Source organism: Enterobacter cloacae complex sp. P43RS, from assembly GCF_014930585.1.
GTDB classification, from domain to species: domain Bacteria; phylum Pseudomonadota; class Gammaproteobacteria; order Enterobacterales; family Enterobacteriaceae; genus Enterobacter; species Enterobacter bugandensis.
Genome location: NZ_JADBRJ010000012.1, coordinates 1 through 21,249, shown reverse-complemented (window position 1 = coordinate 21,249; position 21,249 = coordinate 1). Strand labels below are relative to the sequence as shown.

16 protein-coding genes are annotated in these 21,249 nt (G+C 57.6%); 7 read left to right on the top strand and 9 right to left on the bottom strand.

What is annotated here, in order from left to right; genetic code table 11:
- Nucleotides 1-9: 9 nt before the first annotated feature.
- Nucleotides 10-768 carry a DeoR/GlpR family transcriptional regulator gene (locus tag IM294_RS19120; protein WP_008503060.1) on the top strand — a complete coding sequence of 253 codons (759 nt, stop codon included), beginning with the start codon at nt 10-12 and terminating at the stop codon, nt 766-768.
- Between the two features lie 61 nt (nt 769-829).
- On the opposite strand, the gene malT is transcribed toward IM294_RS19120, so the two are convergent.
- Nucleotides 830-3,535 carry an HTH-type transcriptional regulator MalT gene (gene malT, locus IM294_RS19115; protein ID WP_047367202.1) on the bottom strand — a complete coding sequence of 902 codons (2,706 nt, stop codon included), beginning with the start codon at nt 3,533-3,535 and terminating at the stop codon, nt 830-832.
- A 585-nt stretch (nt 3,536-4,120) separates the two neighbouring features.
- Here malT and malP point away from each other — a divergent pair.
- Both malP and malQ read left to right on the top strand, forming a co-directional pair.
- Entirely contained in the window at nt 4,121-6,514 is a 2,394-nt protein-coding gene (malP, locus tag IM294_RS19110) for a maltodextrin phosphorylase (protein ID WP_028014682.1), read from the top strand.
- Between the two features lie 9 nt (nt 6,515-6,523).
- Nucleotides 6,524-8,605, top strand: a complete 2,082-nt coding sequence (gene malQ / locus IM294_RS19105) for a 4-alpha-glucanotransferase (protein WP_126818586.1) — start codon at nt 6,524-6,526, stop codon at nt 8,603-8,605.
- A gap of 59 nt (nt 8,606-8,664) precedes the next feature.
- Here the strand turns inward: malQ and gntT are convergent, their stop codons facing one another.
- From gntT to gntX, 3 genes are all read right to left on the bottom strand, one after another.
- A complete protein-coding gene (gene gntT, locus IM294_RS19100; protein ID WP_048960500.1) occupies nt 8,665-9,981 on the bottom strand; it encodes a gluconate transporter in 1,317 nt (438 codons plus the stop codon).
- A 306-nt stretch (nt 9,982-10,287) separates the two neighbouring features.
- Nucleotides 10,288-10,863 (bottom strand): Fe-S biogenesis protein NfuA, encoded by a 576-nt coding sequence (nfuA, locus tag IM294_RS19095; RefSeq protein WP_003861601.1) that lies wholly within the window; start codon nt 10,861-10,863, stop codon nt 10,288-10,290.
- 61 nt (nt 10,864-10,924) lie between these two features.
- Nucleotides 10,925-11,608, bottom strand: a complete 684-nt coding sequence (gene gntX, locus IM294_RS19090) for a DNA utilization protein GntX (RefSeq protein WP_126818585.1) — start codon at nt 11,606-11,608, stop codon at nt 10,925-10,927.
- A 36-nt stretch (nt 11,609-11,644) separates the two neighbouring features.
- Here gntX and bioH point away from each other — a divergent pair, with 36 nt between their 5' ends.
- Together bioH and IM294_RS19080 are read left to right on the top strand one after the other, a co-directional pair.
- Complete coding sequence (gene bioH, locus IM294_RS19085) at nt 11,645-12,418, top strand: pimeloyl-ACP methyl ester esterase BioH (protein ID WP_048960504.1); 774 nt, start codon at nt 11,645-11,647, stop codon at nt 12,416-12,418.
- A 111-nt stretch (nt 12,419-12,529) separates the two neighbouring features.
- Nucleotides 12,530-12,799 carry a YdgH/BhsA/McbA-like domain containing protein gene (locus IM294_RS19080; protein ID WP_126818584.1) on the top strand — a complete coding sequence of 90 codons (270 nt, stop codon included), beginning with the start codon at nt 12,530-12,532 and terminating at the stop codon, nt 12,797-12,799.
- Between the two features lie 33 nt (nt 12,800-12,832).
- On the opposite strand, the gene feoC is transcribed toward IM294_RS19080, so the two are convergent.
- From feoC to greB, 5 genes are all read right to left on the bottom strand, one after another.
- Nucleotides 12,833-13,069: a [Fe-S]-dependent transcriptional repressor FeoC gene (gene feoC / locus IM294_RS19075; RefSeq protein ID WP_041911908.1), complete on the bottom strand. Its 237-nt coding sequence runs from the start codon at nt 13,067-13,069 to the stop codon at nt 12,833-12,835.
- A 12-nt stretch (nt 13,070-13,081) separates the two neighbouring features.
- The gene (gene feoB, locus IM294_RS19070) at nt 13,082-15,400 is read right to left on the bottom strand and encodes a Fe(2+) transporter permease subunit FeoB (protein ID WP_126818583.1); all 2,319 of its coding nucleotides are present in this window, start codon (nt 15,398-15,400) and stop codon (nt 13,082-13,084) included.
- Nucleotides 15,401-15,430: 30 nt separating this feature from the next.
- Nucleotides 15,431-15,658: a ferrous iron transporter A gene (gene feoA, locus IM294_RS19065; RefSeq protein ID WP_006177893.1), complete on the bottom strand. Its 228-nt coding sequence runs from the start codon at nt 15,656-15,658 to the stop codon at nt 15,431-15,433.
- Between the two features lie 300 nt (nt 15,659-15,958).
- Nucleotides 15,959-18,289 (bottom strand): Tex family protein, encoded by a 2,331-nt coding sequence (locus tag IM294_RS19060; protein WP_048957373.1) that lies wholly within the window; start codon nt 18,287-18,289, stop codon nt 15,959-15,961.
- An 86-nt stretch (nt 18,290-18,375) separates the two neighbouring features.
- On the bottom strand, nt 18,376-18,849 hold the full coding sequence (greB, locus tag IM294_RS19055) for a transcription elongation factor GreB (RefSeq protein WP_014885539.1): 474 nt from the start codon (nt 18,847-18,849) through the stop codon (nt 18,376-18,378).
- A gap of 228 nt (nt 18,850-19,077) precedes the next feature.
- On the opposite strand from greB, the gene ompR reads away from it, so the two are divergent.
- Nucleotides 19,078-19,797 carry a two-component system response regulator OmpR gene (ompR, locus tag IM294_RS19050; RefSeq protein WP_001157751.1) on the top strand — a complete coding sequence of 240 codons (720 nt, stop codon included), beginning with the start codon at nt 19,078-19,080 and terminating at the stop codon, nt 19,795-19,797.
- On the top strand, nt 19,794-21,140 hold the full coding sequence (envZ, locus tag IM294_RS19045; RefSeq protein ID WP_028014672.1) for a two-component system sensor histidine kinase EnvZ: 1,347 nt from the start codon (nt 19,794-19,796) through the stop codon (nt 21,138-21,140). The genes ompR and envZ overlap by 4 nt, the downstream gene beginning before the upstream one ends.
- The last annotated feature ends 109 nt before the right edge of the window (nt 21,141-21,249 follow it).

Here is a 21,249-nt window from a genome sequence, read left to right as displayed (position 1 = left end):
GGATAATTGATGAAACAAACACAACGTCATGACGCCATTATCGAACTGGTCAAAAAACAGGGATACGTCAGCACCGAAGAGTTGGTCGAGCAGTTTGCCGTCAGCCCGCAAACCATCCGTCGTGACCTGAACGATCTGGCCGACCAGAACCGTATTTTGCGCCACCACGGCGGCGCGGCGCTGCCGTCCAGCTCGGTCAACACCTCCTGGCACGACCGTAAAGCCACGCAGACGGCAGAGAAAGAGCGCATTGCGCGTAAAGTGGCGAGCCAAATCCCGAACGGTGCGACGCTGTTTATTGACATCGGCACCACGCCGGAAGCGGTCGCTCATGCGCTGCTGGATCACGAGAACCTGCGCGTGGTGACCAACAACCTGAACGTCGCGAACACGTTGATGCAGAAAGATGATTTCCGCATCATCCTCGCGGGCGGCGAACTGCGCAGCCGCGACGGCGGGATTATCGGCGAAGCGACGCTCGACTTTATCTCTCAGTTCCGCCTCGACTTCGGCATCCTGGGGATCAGCGGCATCGACAGCGATGGCTCGCTGCTGGAGTTTGATTACCACGAGGTGCGCACCAAGCGCGCAATCATTGAAAACTCGCGCCACGTGATGCTGGTGGTGGATCACTCGAAGTTTGGCCGTAACGCGATGGTGAACATGGGCAGCATCAGCATGGTGGATGCGGTCTATACCGACGTGATGCCGCCAGCGGGCGTGATGCAGGTGATTAAGGATAATAATTTGCAGTTAGAGTTGTGTTGAAAAGCCGTTCTCCCTCTCCCTGTGGGAGAGGGCCGGGGTGAGGGCATCAGGCCGCACAAAACTAAACTCCGTACCCCATCATCTTCAACAGCTGCTGCGCATGCTGCACCGCGTCCTGACGGTGCGCCACGCCCAGCTTCTGATACAGATTGCGAATGTGCGTTTTGATGGTGGTTGCCGCCACCGCCAGCTCACCGGCAATCTGCTCGTTGCTATAGCCTGAATAGATCAGCCCCAGCACCTGCCATTCGCGCTGGGTGAGCGGGCTGGTGCGAATAAGCTCCGGCACTTCCGGGTGGTTCAGCAGACGTTCAACAAAGTTCTCGTCGAAATGCGCAAACTTGTGGCGATGGTGCTGATTAATCTCGCGCAGGATTCGCTGGGCGCGATGCTGATCCAGCTCCGGCAGCGTGTTGAGCTGAATCAACTGGCGCAGCTGCTGCGCCATCACTTCACCTTCAATCACGAAGTGGCTAATAAACCCGGTGCGGTTCGCCAGCTGCAAGGCTTCCAGCAGCACGCGCTGGGCGTCATTTTTGCGGCCCGCCTGCCAGTAAAGCTGGTTGAGCAGCAGCAGGTTGCGGTTCAGATCGCTCATCAGACGCAGGCTGCGGGCGTTTTCGTTTAACTCTTCCAGCACAATTTCGGCAGGCTCAAAGTCACCCAGCAGGATCTGCACGCGGGCGATGTTGCGCCACTGGCTTTGCAGGAAGTGGTTATTGGCAAATTCCGGTTTAGGCGTTTGGCGCAGCCAGTTGGCGGCGGATTTTTTGTCCCCCGTCATCTGCCAGTATATCACCCGAACCTTGTCGGCGTTCGATACCCAGTCGCTGTGGTACTGACCGTTGCCGAGCAGGTTTTCCAGACGGTTAAGGTGATTGCGGGCGTTATCCAGATCGCCACGCGCCAGCGAGCACTGCACCAGCAGGGCCAGACACTGCAATTGCTGCTGAGGCTGGAAGCCGGAGAGCACGTTCACACCCTGACGGGCGCAGCTTTCTGCTTCATCCAGACGCGACCATGCCCACAGCAGTTGAGCGCGAATACGCAACAGGAACTCGTGCATCGGCAGCTGTTCCAGGTGCTGTTCACGAATCAGCTGGAACGCTTTTTCCTGATTTTCCCAGGCGGCCTGCAGGAACCCCTGTGCGAATAAAATCTCGCTTTGCTGGATCAGGCTCCACAGGGCGTAGTGCCACACATCATGGCGGCGCGCCATCTGCTCGGTTTGCTGCATCAGCGAAAGGGAGCGCGTCAGTTCGCCCTTGCAGTGCAGCACTTCGCCGTGCACCGAGGTAGCCACAATCCGGCTGTAGAAATTCGCCAGCGGCAGTTCATCCAGCGCGACCATCGCCAGCCGTTCCGCTTCATCCGCATCGCCGTCGTTAATCGCGACCTGCGCCCGCAGGGCGTTAAATTCGCCGTGCAGGGTGATATCCATTTCGCTTTCCATCTCCTGCTCGGCGCGCGCCAGCAGGGTATTCACTTCGCTGTAGCGGTGCTGGCTCTGCATCAGCCAGGCCTGGAGCAGCACCAGACGCGGGTTCTCCAGCAGGCTCTCCCACGGCAGGGCTTTCAACGACTCTTCCAGCAGCGTCAGTTCGCTGTGGTTAAACAGCCCCCACGCGTGGTTAAGCAGGATATCGCGCAGCATGCTGGCGTCACCGGCGGCAAGCGCGTGGTGAATGGCCTCGCTCGGGAAGCCTTGCGCCATCCAGCTTTCAGCGGCGGCGCGGTGGATTTCCGGCAATTCCGTTGCCAGCTCCCACTGGCAGCGCTGGCGCAGGAAGCTGCCAAACAGCGGGTGATAGCTGAACCACTCGCCGGGGTCGTCCATGCGCGTCAGGAACAGGCCCTGACGTTCAATCTCTTCCAGCTGCAGCTGACCGTTCTCACAGCCTGTTACGCGCACAATCAGCGCGTCGTTCATGGAGCGCAGCAGGGAGCTTTTCAGCAGGAAATTGCGGGTGGAGGGATCGACGCTGTTCAGCACCTCATCCACCAGGTAATCCGAAAGATGGCTGGCGTTGATGCCGGCCAGACGGCGCGCAGACTGGTGCGTCGGGCTGTTGTTTTGCCGGGCAGAAAGGGCAATCAGCTGCAGCGCCGTGGCCCAGCCTGCGACATCATCACACAAGCGGCTGCTTTCGGAGGCCTCAATGGGTGAGGTCAGGCGGCAGTCAAAGAACTGTTTCGCTTCCTGGTGGGTAAAGGCCAGCTGCTGGCTGCCCACTTCCAGAAGCTGATCGCGCACGCGCAGGTTGGCAATACCGAGCTGCGGCAGGTTGCGTGACAGCACGACCAGGGTCAGGTTTTCCGGCTGGTGGCGCAGGAAGAAGCGCATCGACTCATGGATAACCGGGTTCGTGATCAGATGATAGTCATCAATCACCACGTACAGCGGGCGATGCCATTCGGCCAGTTCGATAAACAGCTGAGAGAAAAGGGAGGACAGGCTGGCGTACTGGCGCTTTTGCACCATTGCCTCGCTGGCGACGCAGTGTCCGTTGGTTGCCTGTTGAATAGCGGCAATCAGATAGCTGGCAAAACGCTCTTGCTGGTTATCGCCCTCGTCGAGGGAGTACCAGCCAAGATCGCTCTTACCTGCGGCCCATTGTGAAATGAGCGTTGTTTTTCCATAACCTGCAGGGCTCGTAACCAGCGCCAGTCGGAAATTATGCGCGCCGGAAAGTTTAGCCAGCAGACGCTCGCGGACCACTGTATGGTCAAGACGAACCGGGCGACTTAATTTTGACGGAATCAACATAGGTTTCACTTCACTGTGGGGAACGAGAGAATTTATTTTTTTTGCGCTTCGTAATTAATAGCTATAAGGTCGGTCAGAAAGAGAACTATTGCAAGTTATGTCTGGCTTTTGTGGCTCTGAATTTGCACTCTGTCACAAAACATTCCGGCCAGTGCTGGAACTTTTTTGAAAAGGCTTTGATGCCGCGTCAATGCTGGCTTGTATGGATGTCACGAGGCTGGGCTGAAACTGGTTTCAGAAAGGTATAATGACGTCGAATTTAATAAACTTCGGGTAAAGTTGAGTGAGATTAATAATCTCCTTAGGCAGGACCCGATTGCTGAAATATTATTCTCCGTAAGCAATCATTTCCGCGTGGATTAATTTCTTCCAAAACCGCATTTCATTTCTTTGACATTCTCCCCGGTTACTTTTTTATCTTCCGGGCACACTCCGGCTATGCTCTCAGAGTGGCCTCGATCACACTTTTACGCTCATCCCCGCTACTCCTCCCTGTCTAATCCCCCACGGGAGGAGGAAGAGGTGAAATGAGCCAGGCACACTAGCGCCAACTTGTGTTTTCTTTCTAAAGGATGCCGATCCCCTATGTCACAGCCTACCTTCAACAAAGCTCAATTCCAGGCTGCCCTGACGCGTCAGTGGCAGCGTTTTGGCCTTCATGCTGCAAACGAGATGACGCCTCACCAGTGGTGGCAGGCGGTGAGCGGGGCGCTCGCAGAGCAGCTGGATGCTCAGCCCGTGGCGAAGCCCGTCAAAGGCCAGCGTCACGTTAACTATATCTCGATGGAGTTCCTGATTGGCCGCCTGACCGGCAACAACCTGCTGAACCTTGGCTGGTATCAGGAGGTGGGTGATGTGCTGAAAGAGCACGACATTAACCTGACCGACCTGCTGGAAGAAGAGATCGACCCGGCGCTGGGCAACGGCGGACTGGGGCGTCTGGCGGCCTGTTTTCTTGACTCTATGGCAACGGTCGGCCAGTCGGCGATTGGCTATGGCCTGAACTACCAGTACGGCCTGTTCCGCCAGTCGTTTGCCGACGGCCACCAGATGGAAGCGCCGGACGACTGGCATCGCAATACCTACCCGTGGTTCCGCCACAACGCGCAGCTGGACGTGCAGGTCGGCATCGGCGGGAAAGTGACGAAGCAGGGGCTCTGGGAACCGGCGTTCACTATTACCGGTGAAGCCTGGGATCTGCCGGTGCTCGGCTACCGTAACGGCGTGGCGCAGCCGCTGCGTCTGTGGCAGGCGAAGCACGCGCATCCGTTCAACCTGACCAAATTCAACGACGGCGATTTCCTGCGTGCCGAGCAGCAGGGCATCGACGCCGAGAAGCTGACAAAAGTCCTCTATCCGAACGATAACCACCTGGCGGGTAAAAAGCTGCGCCTGATGCAGCAGTACTTCCAGTGCGCCTGCTCCGTGGCGGACATTCTGCGTCGCCATCACCTGGCGGGCCGCAAGCTGGCGCAACTGCCGGACTTCGAAGTCATTCAGCTTAACGATACGCACCCGACTATTGCCATCCCTGAACTGCTGCGCGTGCTGATTGACGAGCATCAGCTGAGCTGGGACGACGCCTGGGCCATCACCAGCCGCACCTTCGCCTATACCAACCACACCCTGATGCCGGAAGCGCTGGAGTGCTGGGATGAGAAGCTGGTGAAAACGCTGCTGCCGCGCCACATGCAGATCATCAACAAGATTAACGACCAGTTCAAAACGCTGGTGGAGAAAACCTGGCCGGGCGACAAAGCCGTCTGGGCGAAGCTGGCGGTGGTGCACGACAAACAGGTGCGTATGGCGAACATGTGCGTGGTGAGCGGCTTTGCCGTTAACGGCGTGGCGGCGCTGCACTCCGATCTGGTGGTGAAAGATCTGTTCCCGGAATATCACCAGCTGTGGCCGACCAAATTCCACAACGTGACCAACGGCATTACGCCGCGTCGCTGGATCAAGCAGTGCAATCCGCTGCTGGCCGGCCTGCTGGACAAGACCCTGAAGAAAGAGTGGGCTAACGATCTGGACCAGCTGATTAACCTGGAAAAATACGCCGACGATGCGAAATTCCGCGAGCAGTACCGCGCGATCAAGCTGGAGAACAAGGTTCGCCTGGCGGAGTTTGTGAAAATGCGTACCGGGATTGAGATCAACCCGAATGCCATTTTCGATATCCAGATCAAACGCCTGCACGAGTACAAGCGTCAGCACCTGAACCTGCTGCACATTCTGGCGCTGTACAAAGAAATCCGCGAGAACCCGCAGGCCGACCGCGTGCCGCGCGTGTTCCTGTTCGGTGCGAAGGCGGCGCCGGGCTACTACCTGGCGAAAAACATTATCCTCGCCATCAATAAAGTGGCGGCGGCGATCAACAGCGATCCGAAAGTGGGCGACAAGCTGAAGGTCGTGTTCCTGCCGGATTACTGCGTCTCGGCGGCTGAAATGCTGATCCCGGCGGCGGATATCTCCGAGCAGATCTCGACCGCAGGGAAAGAAGCGTCCGGTACCGGCAACATGAAGCTGGCGCTCAACGGCGCGCTGACCGTCGGCACGCTGGACGGTGCGAACGTCGAAATCGCCGAGAAGGTCGGTGAAGAGAACATCTTTATCTTCGGCCATACTGTTGAAGAAGTGAAAGCCATCAAGGCCAAAGGCTACGACCCGGTGAAATGGCGTAAAAAAGACAAAGTGCTGGATGCGGTGTTGAAGGAGCTGGAAAGCGGCAAATACAGCGATGGCGACAAGCACGCGTTTGACCAGATGCTGCACAGCATGGACAAACACGGCGGCGACCCGTACCTGGTGATGGCGGACTTCACGGCCTACGTTGAAGCGCAGAAACAGGTCGACGTGCTGTACCGCGACCAGGAGGCGTGGACCCGGGCATGCATTCTGAACACCGCGCGCTGCGGCATGTTCAGCTCTGACCGCTCAATCCGTGATTATCAGGCCCGTATCTGGCAGGCAAAACGCTAAGGAAGCGCGATGGAGAGTAAACGTCTGGACAGTGCCGCGCAGGCGGCGGGAATTAGCCTCAGTTACATCAATGCGCACGGCAAACCGCAGTCTATTGGTGCGGACACCAAAAGACGTTTGCTGGATGCCATGCACAAAACCGACGCGAACGCGTCGGTTGCTCCGGTGCCAAACGTGAAGGTCTTTACCGCAGGCAAAAAGATGCCGCTGTCGGTGGAGGGACGTGGCGAGTTTAGCTGGCTGCTCACCACCGAAGAGGGGCATCAGCATAAAGGCCACGCCACCGGCGGCAAAACGTTAAACCTTCCGGCAAAGCTGCCGGAGGGCTACCACAGCCTGACGCTCACCCAGGACGAACAGCGTTTTCACTGCCGGGTGATCGTCGCGCCAAAACGCTGCTATGAGCCGCAGGCGCTGCTTGAAGGCAAAAAGCTGTGGGGCGCCTGCGTGCAGCTCTATACGCTGCGTTCCGACAGCAACTGGGGCATCGGCGATTTTGGCGATCTGAAAAAGATGCTGGCATCTGTTGGTGAGCGCGGCGGCGCGTTTATCGGCCTCAACCCGATCCACGCGCTCTATCCGGCCAACCCGGAAAGCGCGAGCCCGTACAGCCCGTCTTCCCGACGCTGGCTAAACGTGATTTACATCGACGTTAACGCGTTAGACGATTTCAAAAACAGCAAAGAGGCACAGGCGTGGTGGAAGCTTGAGACCACCCAGCAGCTGCTGAAGCAGGCCCGCGATGCGGACTGGGTAGATTATGCCTCCGTGACCGCGCTGAAGATGGCGGCTCTGCGCCTGGCGTGGAAAGGCTTTGCGAAGCGCGACGACGAGCAGATGGCGGCCTTCCGCCAGTTCGTGATGCAGGAAGGTGAAAGCCTCTACTGGCAGGCGGCATTTGACGCGCTGCACGCGTATCAGGTGAAAGAGGACGAAATGCGCTGGGGCTGGCCGGTCTGGCCGGAAGCGTATCAGACCGTGGATACCCCTGAAGTCAAAGCCTTCTGTAAAAATCATGCCGACGAGGTGGACTTCTACCTGTGGCTGCAGTGGCTGGCGTACAGCCAGTTTGCCGCCTGCTGGCAGGTGAGCCAGGGCTATAAGATGCCGATCGGCCTGTATCGCGATCTGGCAGTGGGCGTGGCGGAAGGCGGCGCAGAAACCTGGTGTGACCGTGAGCTTTACTGCCTGAAAGCGTCCGTCGGCGCGCCGCCGGATATCCTCGGCCCGCTCGGTCAGAACTGGGGCCTGCCGCCAATGGATCCGCACGTGATGGCGGCGCGCGCCTACGAGCCGTTTATCGACCTGCTGCGCGCGAACATGCAGAACTGCGGGGCGCTGCGCATCGACCACGTGATGTCCGTGCTGCGCCTGTGGTGGATCCCGTACGGTGAAACGGCCGATCACGGGGCGTACGTGCAGTATCCGGTGGACGATCTGCTGTCGATCCTGGCCCTGGAGAGTAAACGTCATCAGTGCATGGTGATCGGTGAAGATCTCGGTACCGTACCGGTGGAAATTGTCAGCAAGCTCCGCGACAGCGGGGTTTATTCCTACAAAGTGCTCTATTTTGAAAACGACCATGAGAAAACCTTCCGCGCGCCGAAAGCGTACCCTGAACAGTCAATGGCAGTCGCGACGACGCATGATCTTCCTACGCTCAGAGGCTACTGGGAAAGCGGCGATCTGACCCTCGGCAAAACGCTGGGCCTCTATCCAGATGAAGAGGTTCTGCGCGGGCTGTATCAGGACCGCGAGCTGGCGAAGCAGGGGCTGATGGACGCGCTGCACAAGCATGGCTGTCTGCCCAAGCGTGCCGGACATAAGGCGTCGCTGATGGCAATGACCCCAACGCTCAACCGTGGCCTGCAACGCTATATTGCCGACAGCAACAGCGCTTTGCTCGGCCTGCAGCCGGAAGACTGGATTGATATGGCGGAGCCGGTGAACGTTCCGGGCACCAGCTATCAGTACAAGAACTGGCGCCGCAAGCTGTCCACAACGCTTGAGACGATGTTTGCCGATGACGGGGTGAACAGGCTGATTAAAGATTTGGATAAGCGCAGAAGGGCGGTGGGTAAGAAGTCGTAATTTGCCCCTCACCCTAGCCCTCTCCCCAAAGGGGAGAGGGAACCGATCGAGCAGGAGAGTCAGAGAGCCATATTCAACAGCAGACACCCTACCAGGCCGCAGACCGAAATAATGGTTTCCAGCATTGACCAGGACTTGATGGTTTCACCGATGGTCAGGTTGAAGTACTCCTTGAACAGCCAGAAGCCCGGATCGTTCACGTGAGAGAAAATCACGCTGCCGGAGCCTACCGCAATAACCATCAGCTCAGGGCTGACGCCCGTGGTAGCAATCAGCGGCGCAACGATACCGCCCGCTGTAATCGCCGCAACGGTTGCAGAACCCAGCGCGATACGCAGCACGGCAGCAATAGACCACGCCATCAGGATTGGAGAGATATTGGTTTCATGCATCATGGAAGCGATGTATTTGTCCACGCCGCTGTCGACCAGCACCTGCTTGAACGCACCGCCACCGCCGATAATCAGCAGCATCATGGCAATGATTTTGATGGACGAGGTCAGCGTGTCGTTGATCTGATCCATGGAGCGGCCACGGTTCAGGCCGAAGGTGAACATCGCAATCAATACCGCAATCAGCGTTGCCATCACCGGGTCGCCGAGGAACTCGGCAACGGCCAGGAAAGCGTGGCCTTTCGGCAGGATCATCTCCGCCACGGCGCGCATTGCCATCAGGATCACCGGTACCAGCGAGGTCCAGACGCTGACGCCAAAGCCTGGCATCTCTTCTTCAGTGAAGGTTTTGGCGCTGTACAGACCTTCCGGAATAGGCTTATCAATGCCTTTCAGGAAACGGGCATACACCGGGCCTGCCAGAATTACGGTTGGGATCGCCAGAATCGTACCGAACAGCAGGGTTTTACCCATATCGGCGTGGAAGATGGTGGCGATGGCGGTTGGACCCGGGTGCGGTGGCAGGAAGCCGTGGGTCACGGACAGCGCAGCAGCCATTGGCACACCCACGAACAGCAGCGGAATGTTGGCCGCGGCGGCGATGGTGAACACCAGCGGCAGCATCAGCACGAAGCCCACTTCATAGAACAGCGCGAAACCGACGGTAAAACCGGTTAACACCACTGCCCACTGAATGTGCTGTTTACCGAATTTGGCAATGAGGGTGGTGGCAATACGCTGCGCGCCCCCGCAGTCCGCCAGCATTTTACCGAGCATGGCGCCGAAGCCCATGATCAGCGCCAGGCTGCCGAGCGTGCCGCCGACACCGGCTTTGATAGAGCTGATAACTTTAACCAGCGGCATCCCCTGCATCAGACCGACTGCAAGTGCCACCAGAACCAGAGCGATAAATCCGTTCATTTTGAAGCGGATCATCAAGAGCAGTAATAACACAACACCGATAGCAACGATGACTAATGGCATGATTTACCTGGCCTTTGAATTGTTATGGGTAACGTCATTGTTTCAACGACAAATTCCGGTTGTCCCAACTGGGAACAGAGTGGTTAACGGCACTCATACTGATGCCTGCTAAACAGTTAAGTTTAGTCGGCTGTTATAAGGGTGTTGAGTGCCCACGAGAATGATACGGGTAACATATCGTGGTTGAGAATCACCCGGTGAGGCAAAATTTGAATTATGAGACGCAGGTCAACATATAGAGGGGGAAGGCAAGGGAGTCAGGCCCGGTAAGCGCAGCGCTACCGGGCAATACAGACGGGTACTGAATTAGTAGTAAGAGTGTTCGCCGCGCTGGTGCTCTGTCAGGTCGCGCACGCCTTTCAGTTCCGGGAATTCGTTCAGCAGCTGCTTCTCGATCCCTTCTTTCAGGGTCACGTCGACCATGGAGCAACCGTTACAGCCGCCGCCGAACTGCAGGATCGCCAGGCCGTCTTCCGTGATTTCCATCAGGGAAACGCGACCGCCGTGGCCGGCCAGTTGTGGGTTGATCTGGGACTGCAGCAGATACTCAACGCGCTCCATCAGCGGCGCATCGTCAGAGACTTTACGCATTTTGGCGTTTGGCGCTTTCAGGGTCAGCTGAGAACCCAGCTGGTCGGTGACAAAGTCGATTTCCGCATCTTCAAGATACGGCGCGCTCAGTTCATCGACGTAAGCGGTGAGCTGTTCAAATTTAAGGGCAGTGTCAGTTGCTTCCACAGCGTCCGGAGGACAATAAGAGACACCACATTCTGCATTCGGAGTGCCTGGATTGATCACAAACACGCGGATCTGCGTCCCTTCTTCCTGATTTGCCAGCAGTTTGGCAAAGTGCGCTTGTGCAGAATCGGAAATACGGATCATAGCTTTGGCCTAATAGTTGACTAAATTACCTGGGTATAATCATACGCCCATTGAAGAAGGGCTACAAGGTACGGCACAGACACCATACCTGAACCGACGCGGCGCCGCTTTGCAAAAGCAGTCGGGAAAGTTCAGCAACGGTACTGCCTGTGGTGACGACGTCATCCACGATGGCGATATGGAGGTCGTGGACCGGCAATTCAAGGCGAAAGGCGTTTTTCAGGTTCCTTTTGCGAAGCCGGGCGTTGAGCTGATGCTGGATGGCGGTGGCATGAACGCGGGTAAGCGCGCTGGCATCGTAGCGACAACCCAGCCACCGGGCGAGCGGGCGGCAGAGCAGGTCGCTTTGATTATAGCCGCGCCGCCAGTGCCGGCGTCGGTATAAGGGGACATTCACTACCATGTCGATTTTCGGCAAAGCGCGGGTTCGTCGCGCCTGTAAAACAGCCAGCAAAATCAGGCGGGCAAGGGGCTGCGCCAGCGAACTCTGGCCGGAAAACTTCAGGGCGTGAATAAGCACGCTCAGCGGCGGAACATAATCATCCACGGTCACCAGCGCGCTCCACGGCGGGGATTTTTTCAGGCAGCGGCCGCAGGGCAAATCGCGGTTCGCCGCCGGTAAACCACATTGCGGGCAGGTTGTGATATGCCTTTCCAGCGAACGCGTGCAGACGGAACAGACGCCCCACGCGCTGAGGGCAAGCGGCATTTTGCATAGCCAGCACAAGCCAGGCACTGTTAGCATGTGCAACCTCCATGTGAAAAAAGAGAACAGTAACTGATGAAGACGCTGTGGTGGCAGACCGTAGGGACAGGAAATTGCCATCTTGTGCTGCTGCACGGATGGGGCCTGAATGCGGAAGTGTGGCATTGCATAAGCGAGGAACTTGCCTCGCAATTTACGTTACATCTGGTTGATCTGCCGGGCTATGGTCGCAGCCGTGGCTTTGGCGCGATGTCGCTTGATGAAATGGCGCAGCACGTTGTAGACGCCGCGCCGCAAAATGCCATCTGGCTGGGCTGGAGTCTGGGAGGGCTGGTGGCAAGCCAGATTGCGCTCTCCTGGCCCGAGCGCGTTAGGGCGCTGGTCACCGTGGCCTCGTCGCCATGCTTTAGCGCAAAAGAGGCGTGGCCCGGCATCAAACCTGATGTTCTGGCGGGCTTCCAGCAGCAGCTGAGCGACGATTTCCAGCGGACCGTCGAGCGATTCCTCGCCTTGCAGACGATGGGCACCGAAACCGCGCGTCAGGATGCCAGAGCGTTAAAGCAGGTGGTGCTCTCCCTGCCGATGCCGGACGTTGAGGTGCTTAACGGCGGTCTGGAGATCCTGAAAACGGCCGATCTTCGCGAGCCGCTGGCCGGGCTGAGCATGCCGCACCTGCGCATCTATGGCTATCTCGACGGGCTGGTGCCGCGCAAAGTGGTCCCACTTCTGGATTCCCTCTGGCCGGACAGCGAATCACAGGTCATAGCAAAAGCCGCGCATGCGCCGTTTATCTCTCATCCGACGGAGTTTTGTTCAGCGTTGGTTGCGTTAAGTCAACGTTTAGACTGATTATTTTCTATCCAGCCTGGAAAAAGTTACACACCGCAACCATACTCCAGATGTCGTTGCGGTTGTTCTGCCTACGATGATCAAAACAACAATCCTATGGAGAGTCAGGCTATGAAACTTGTTACAGGTATTGTCACTTCTCTGGTTATTGGGTCACTGTCATTTGGCGTTTTTGCGGCAAAAGAGCTGGAAAAAGATAAAGTTGCCGGGATGAATTTGACGAAAATTGGTGAGATTTCTACGTCTGACACCACCGCGCCGATGGATGCAAGAAAAGAGCTGTCGAAGAAAGCGGATGAGCTGGGCGGGACATACTTCGTCGTCACCAGCGCAGATAAACAGACCAAAAACGTACGCGCTACTGCGGACGTCTATAAGTAATACGATAAAACCGGGCAGCAATGCCCGGCTTTATTAGCGCAGTGCCCACCACTCCCTGAGACAGGCCTTTCCTTCCGGACAGCTTTTACAACTGCCGGAGAGGCAACCCTCCGCTTCTTCCTGAATCCGCACGGCTTTACCCATGGCTTCCAGGCGCTCCAGCATGGCATCGATCATCGGCTGCGGCGTATGCAGGCTAAGGCTGAGCTGTTTTGCCTCCATGCGTCCCTGCAATGCCAGTAAGTCACGAACCTGAATCAACGATGCCATCTGTTTTTCCCCTTAGTGACAGTCGCCAGCCGGGCTGTTGCAGCAGGTGGCCGGGGTTTTACGCGTCGCCAGCAGGTTGATATCAACGCGGCTTCGCGCCCGGCGCAGCAGGCCAATCACAATCACGTTAAACAGGATGACCGCCAGGATGCTGACCAGGCTGTAGCGCGGATGCTGGCTGAAGTTAATGGTCTGGTAAAACAGCGTCGCCAGCGAGTAGGCGATATTCAGCCCCCACAGAATGGAGAAGCCCATCCAGCCGCGGCTGGACTCACGGGCAATCGCCCCCATCACCGAGATGCACGGAATATAGAGCAGAACAAAGATCAGGTAGCTGTAGGCTGCGGACGCGCTGCCAAACTTCTCGCCCATCACGCCCATGGCACCGGTCGCCATTTCGCCGTCGCCTTTGCTGGCCTCAATCGGGTTAGCCAGCACGCTCAGGCTGAAGGTGTCTTTCAGGCTCTGCCAGGTCTCCTCTACGGCACCCAGCAGTTCGTCACCGAGGTGAAACTCCGCCGGGTTAAATTCCTGCTCCTGAATGTTCTCTGCGGTGTAGAGCGTGTTCAGGGTCCCGACGACCACCTCTTTTGCCATCGCACCGGTGAACAGGCCCACAGTCGCCTGCCAGTTATCCTCCTGTACGCCAATCGGTTTGAAGACCGGCGTGATGACGCGGCTGACGGAGGCGAGGGCAGAGTCGTTGATGTTATCTGCCGCCTGACCGGTGAGGGTGAAGCTGTTCAGCGCGCTCAGGAAAATACTGACAATAACAATCACCTTACCGGCGCGCAGTACAAAGCCTTTCAGGCGCTGCCAGGTCTGGATCGCCAGGCTTTTCAGATGCGGGACGTGATAGACCGGGAGCTCCATTACAAACGGTGACGCTTCACCGCGCATGATGGTGTGCTTGAGCATTAAGCCGGTCAGGATCGCCATCACGATGCCCAGCACGTACAGCGAGAAGACCGCCAGCGCGCCCTGCTGGCCAAAGAAGGCTGCCGCGAAGACGGCAAAGATTGCCAGACGCGCGCCGCAGGACATAAACGGCGCCATCATAATGGTCATCAGTCGTTCACGCGGTGCATCCAGGGTGCGCGCGCCCATTACCGACGGCACGTTACAGCCGAAGCCGACGATCAGCGGAACGAACGATTTGCCCGGCAGCCCCAGCGCCTGCATCAGGCGGTCCATCACGAAGGCGGCGCGCGCCATGTAGCCGGAATCTTCGAGGAACGAGAGGAACAGATACATCATGCCGATCTGCGGTACCAGCGGCAGAACGGTGTTGATACCGCCGCCAATCCCCTGGGCAAGGAAGATGGTCAGCCATTCCGGGAAGTGCAGGGTGTAACCTACCCACTGAATACCGTGTACGAAGACCGCGACAGAACCGGCGTCAAAAATCGGCTGCAGCGCGCCACCGATGTTAATCGCGAGCAGGAACATCACGTACATCACCAGCAGGAAGATGGGCAAACCGAGGAAGCGGTTGAGCACAATCTTATCCACCGCCGCCGTGAAGCGGCTGGGCTCTGCGGTAAGGGCGTTGCTGACCACGTCGCAAATTGACGCAATGGCCTGATAACGCGCATCGGCAATGTGCAGCGCCGGATCGTCCAGCTCGTCGCTGAGACGGGCGAGGGCCACGTCCAGCTTATCCGCCGCATGTCCGGCATAGGCTCGGCTGTAGATATCCCCTTCCAGCATCTGCAGGCCGAGCCACAGGCGCTGTTTTGCAGGCATGCTGCTGTCCATCTCCTGCGCCAGCCGTTCGGCTTCGCGCAGCAGCGGCTGGGCGTAGTGCACCAGCTCAACGTCGCGGTTTCCCGCGTGGCGATCAATCGCCAGCTTCAGGGCGTCGATACCGCGAGCGCGGGTCGAGACCAGCGGAACCACCGGACAGCCCAGGCGCGCGGAGAGCGCATCGACGTCGATGCGCAGCTTTTGTTTTTCCGCAATGTCGAGCATGTTGAGCGCCACGATGCAGGGGATCCCCAGTTCCAGCAGCTGTAGCGTCAGGTAAAGGTTTCGCTCGAGGTTCGAAGCGTCGACCACGTTGATCAGCAGATCCGCGTCGCCGCCAAGAATGTAGTGGCAGGCAATTTGCTCATCGAGCGAAGTCTGGGATGAAATCGTGGTTAAGGAGTAGGTGCCGGGAAGGTCAACCAGGGTGACCTGATTGTCCGTTGTCGCGAACTGGCCTTCTTTACGTTCAACCGTTACGCCTGCCCAATTTCCCACGCGCTGGCGCGCGCCGGTTAACTGATTAAATAAGGTTGTCTTGCCGGAATTAGGATTGCCAATTAAGCCAATAGTTAATTTTTTCATTGTATTAGACCCACCGAAACCGCTGGCTTGTTAACGGGATAAAGATTCAACTTCAATTAATGCGAGGTCTTTTTTGCGCAGAACCAGATTTACGCGCCGGGTTTCGATATGAACAGGATCGCCCAAAGGCGCCACACGCACGACCTGGAATGATGATCCGGGCAGCATGCCAAGTGACAGCAGCTTCTGCCGATAGGCCGGGCTAATTTCGCGGGTAAAACCGGTAATTTTCCATGCACTGTCTGGAGTGAATTGCATAATGCCTGATTCCACGAGAGGTTAAATAATCTACACTGCGATGATAATGAGAATAGTTTTTATCAGCAATAATAAAAATGTGACGGGATGTTGTTAATCGTATTAATTTGCGGTCTGATTGACCTTGCTCAATATTTGCAGAATTACCCGGGAAGGAATAAAAAGCGTATTTGTTAATGGAGTGATAAATAGCGGTTTAAATATGGGTGTGCAATCGGTTTCATATATTTGAGAGGATTTTATTCCCCTCACCCCGGCCCTCTCCCCATTGGGGAGAGGGTTAGGGTGAGGGGGGTGACCTTAGCGTTTCTTACCCATCGCCGCCGCCAGCGCGTCCATCATCGCGCTGTTGCCCGCAGGCTGCGCGTCACGCCCGCGCGGTTTTGTGGCTTTCGTGGCCGGACGCTGCTGCTCGCGGCCTCCGCCGTTGCCGCCACGGCGCGCGCTGGTGTCGCCCGGCTGCTCATCCAGACGCATGGTCAGGGCGATACGCTTGCGCTGCAGATCCACCTCCAGCACTTTCACCTTCACGATGTCGCCCGCTTTGACCACGGTGTGCGGGTCTTCAACGAACTTGTCGGCAAGGGAAGAGATATGCACCAGACCGTCCTGGTGCACGCCGATATCCACAAACGCGCCGAAGTTGGTGACGTTGGTCACCGCACCTTCCAGCACCATGCCCGGCAGGAGATCGTTCATGGTCTCGATGCCGTCAGCAAAGGTCGCCGTTTTGAACTCAGGACGCGGATCGCGGCCCGGTTTTTCCAGCTCTTTGATAATGTCGGTAACGGTTGGTACACCAAATTTTTCGTCGGTGAAATCAACGGCTTTCAGGTTGCGCAGAGCGCTGCTGTCGCCCATGAGATCCTTCAGCGCCTGCTGGGTGGCGGCCAGGATGCGTTCCACCACTGGATACGCTTCCGGGTGAACGGTAGAGGCATCCAGCGGGTTATCGCCGTGGTTGATACGCAGGAAGCCCGCGCACTGCTCAAACGCTTTCGGCCCCAGGCGGCTCACTTTAAGCAGCTGCTGACGGTTCTGGAACTGGCCGTTCTCATCGCGCCAGGCGACGATGTTCTGCGCCATCATGCGGGTTAAGCCCGCCACGCGGGTCAGCAGAGGAACGGAAGCGGTGTTCAGGTCCACGCCGACGGCGTTTACGCAGTCTTCCACGACCGCGTCCAGCTTGCGCGCCAGCTGCGTCTGGCTCACGTCGTGCTGATACTGGCCCACGCCGATGGATTTCGGATCGATCTTCACCAGCTCCGCCAGCGGATCCTGCAGACGACGGGCGATGGAGACCGCGCCGCGCAGGGAAACGTCCAGGTCAGGGAATTCCTGCGCCGCCAGCTCAGAGGCGGAATAGACCGATGCGCCCGCTTCGCTGACGATCACTTTCTGTGCCGTCACTTTCGGGAACTGCTTCTGCACGTCGAGGTAGAAACGCTCGGTTTCGCGTGATGCGGTGCCGTTACCGATGGCAACCAGCTCCACGTTGTACTTCTCGCACAGCGCCGCCACCACGACGGCGGCTTTCGCTGCCTGGCCGGTGTGCGGGTAAATGGTATCGGTGGCGACCAGCTTGCCGGTGCCGTCAACGACCGCCACCTTCACGCCGGTACGCAGGCCCGGATCGAGCCCCATGGTGGCGCGCAGGCCCGCAGGAGCGGCCATCAGCAGGTCATGCAGGTTACGGGCGAAGACGTTGATCGCTTCGTCTTCCGCGCGCTCGCGCACGGTGCCCATCAGCTCGGTTTCCAGGTGCATCAGCACCTTGATGCGCCAGGTCCAGCTCACCACGCCTTTGCGCCAGCTGTCCGCCGGGGCGTTGTTCAGGCGCAGGCCGAGATGGTCGATGATAATCTGCTCGCAGTGGCTCTCTTTCGGCGGCTCGTCAAACTGCGGGTCGGCGTTCAGGGAGAGCTGGAGCACGCCTTCGTTGCGGCCGCGGAACATCGCCAGCGCGCGGTGAGACGGGGTGGTCGAAATCGGTTCGTGGTGATCGAAGTAGTCGCGGAACTTCGCGCCTTCTTCCTCTTTGCCCGCGACGACGGTAGAGACGATGTGGGCGTTCTTCCACAGGTAATCACGCACTTTGGCCAGCAGGGCGGCGTCTTCCGCGAAGCGCTCCATCAGAATGTAGCGCGCGCCGTCCAGAGCGGCCTTGGTGTCAGCGACACCTTTGTCGGCGTCGACGAATTTCGCCGCTTCGGTTTCCGGGTCGTGAGATGGCTCATTCCACAGCAGCTCTGCCAGCGGCTCAAGACCCGCCTCAATCGCAATCTGCCCGCGGGTACGGCGCTTCGGTTTGTACGGCAGATAGAGATCTTCGAGTTCGGTTTTGCTCAGGGTGCCGTTAATGGCGCTTTCCAGCTCGCTGGTCAGCTTGCCCTGTTCGCCGATGGATTTGAGGATCGCCTGACGACGTTCTTCCAGCTCGCGCAGATAGCCCAGGCGGGTCTCCAGGTTACGCAGCTGCGTGTCATCCAGACCGCCTGTGACTTCCTTACGATAACGTGCAATAAACGGCACGGTGTTCCCTTCATCAAGCAGGCGAACGGCAGCTTCTACCTGTTCGGCTCTGGCCTGAAGTTCACCCGCAATAATGCGGCAGAGCGAATCTTTCATCATGGCTTTATCATCTTGTGGGTCAAAAATCAGGGGATAGTTATACGGGCTGACACGGCAAAATGCCAGCCGGGGAGGGCGCTCTCGGACTATTTTACGTAGACGATCTCATTGACGTACCAGCTGGCTTCACCGGCTGGGGTCTGAACGACGGCTAAATCGCCCACTTCCTTTTTCAGCAGCGCGCGGGCCATCGGGGAGTCGATAGAAATGTAATCTTTACGACCAAAAATTTCATCGTAACCGACGATGCGAAAACGCAGGGTGTCACCATCGTCGTTTTCAATCTCCACCCACGCGCCGAAGAACACTTTGCCCTCCTGCTGCGGGGAGTAATCGACAATTTTAAGATTTTCGAGACACTTCGTCAGATAGCGTACCCGGCGGTCAATTTCGCGCAGCCGCTTCTTGTTGTACTGATAATCAGCATTTTCGCTGCGATCGCCCAGGCTTGCCGCCCAGGTCACCTTTTTGGTTACTTCAGGACGCTCTTCGCGCCACAGGTAATCCATCTCTTTTTTGAGCTTTTCGTACCCTTCGCGGGTGATCAGGGGCGTTTTCATGGTGCTGCCTTTGCTGCCGGTTCTCTGTTTTGCGCACAATACGTACCACACAGTGTAACAGACAGGATTAATAATGATTTATGTGATGAAATGAACAGATAAGCTGCTGTTAAATATGCTTTGTAACAATTTCGACTAGAATTTATACCAGAATTAACTGGTCGAATACGTGCACTTTTTTAGAATACGCTGTTACAAAGACTATCCGAACCTTTGGGAGTACACACAATGCAAGAAAACTACAAAATTCTGGTCGTGGATGACGACATGCGCCTGCGCGCGCTGCTTGAGCGTTATCTGACCGAGCAGGGCTTCCAGGTTCGTAGCGTCGCGAACGCTGAGCAGATGGACCGTCTGCTGACCCGCGAATCTTTCCATCTGATGGTTCTCGACCTGATGCTGCCGGGTGAAGACGGGCTTTCTATCTGCCGCCGTCTGCGCAGCCAGAGCAACCCGATGCCGATCATTATGGTGACGGCGAAGGGCGAAGAAGTTGACCGTATCGTGGGCCTCGAAATCGGCGCCGACGACTACATTCCAAAACCGTTTAACCCGCGCGAGCTGCTGGCGCGTATTCGTGCCGTGCTGCGCCGTCAGGCGAATGAACTGCCGGGCGCACCGTCCCAGGAAGAGGCGGTGATTGCCTTCGGCAAGTTCAAGCTGAACCTCGGCACGCGCGAGATGTTCCGTGAAGATGAGCCAATGCCGCTCACCAGCGGCGAGTTTGCCGTACTGAAAGCGCTGGTCAGCCATCCGCGCGAGCCGCTTTCCCGCGACAAGCTGATGAACCTGGCGCGCGGTCGCGAATACTCCGCAATGGAACGCTCCATCGACGTGCAGATCTCCCGCCTGCGCCGCATGGTGGAAGAAGATCCGGCGCATCCTCGTTATATTCAGACCGTATGGGGTCTGGGCTACGTGTTCGTTCCGGACGGCTCTAAAGCATGAGGCGAATGCGCTTCTCGCCGCGAAGCTCGTTTGCCCGCACCCTCTTACTGATCGTCACCCTGCTGTTCGTCAGCCTGGTGACGACCTACCTGGTGGTGTTGAACTTTGCGATTCTGCCGAGCCTCCAGCAGTTTAATAAGGTCCTGGCCTACGAAGTGCGTATGCTGATGACCGATAAGCTGCAGCTGGAGGACGGCACGCAGCTGGTTGTTCCCCCGGCATTTCGCCGTGAAATCTACCGTGAACTGGGCATTTCGCTTTACTCCAATGAAGCGGCGGAAGATGCTGGCCTGCGCTGGGCGCAGCACTATGAATTCCTCAGCCAGCAGATGGCGCAGCAGCTGGGTGGCCCGACGGAAGTGCGCGTTGAGGTCAACAAAAGCTCGCCCGTCGTCTGGCTGAAAACCTGGCTGTCACCCAACATCTGGGTACGCGTTCCGCTGACTGAAATCCATCAGGGCGATTTCTCGCCGCTGTTCCGCTACACCCTTGCCATTATGCTGCTGGCGATAGGCGGCGCGTGGCTGTTTATCCGTATCCAGAACCGACCGCTGGTCGACCTGGAGCACGCGGCGCTGCAGGTCGGTAAAGGCATTATTCCTCCTCCACTGCGTGAATATGGTGCCTCTGAAGTGCGTTCAGTAACGCGCGCGTTTAATCATATGGCGGCAGGCGTTAAGCAGCTGGCGGATGACCGTACGCTGCTGATGGCCGGCGTCAGTCATGACCTGCGCACTCCGCTAACGCGTATTCGTCTGGCGACGGAGATGATGGGTGAAGAGGACGGTTATCTCGCCGAGTCTATTAACAAGGACATCGAAGAGTGTAACGCCATCATCGAGCAGTTCATCGACTACCTGCGCACCGGTCAGGAGATGCCGATGGAAATGGCCGATCTGAACGCGGTGCTGGGCGAAGTGGTGGCCGCAGAAAGTGGTTATGAGCGTGAAATTGATACTGACCTTCAGGACGGTGAAATTCAGGTTCGTATGCACCCGCTTTCCATTAAGCGTGCGGTGGCCAATATGGTGGTTAACGCGGCGCGCTACGGTAACGGCTGGATTAAGGTTAGCAGCGGGTCTGAACTCAACCGCGCCTGGTTCCAGGTGGAAGACGACGGCCCGGGCATTAAGCCCGAGCAGCGTAAGCATCTGTTCCAGCCATTTGTGCGCGGCGACAGCGCGCGCAGCACCAGCGGTACGGGCTTAGGCCTGGCGATTGTGCAGCGTATTGTGGATAACCATAACGGATTGCTGGAGATTGGTACCAGCGAGCGGGGCGGGTTGAGCATTCGCGCCTGGTTGCCGGTGCCGGTGACGCGGGGGCAGGTGAAAGAGGGATAGTGCGGTCTGATGCCCTCACCCCGGCCCTCTCCCACTGTACAGTCCGGGGACATGGTAGACAGGTGTTCGGGGACATGGTGAACACTTTTTAACATCCTTTACCCATGGT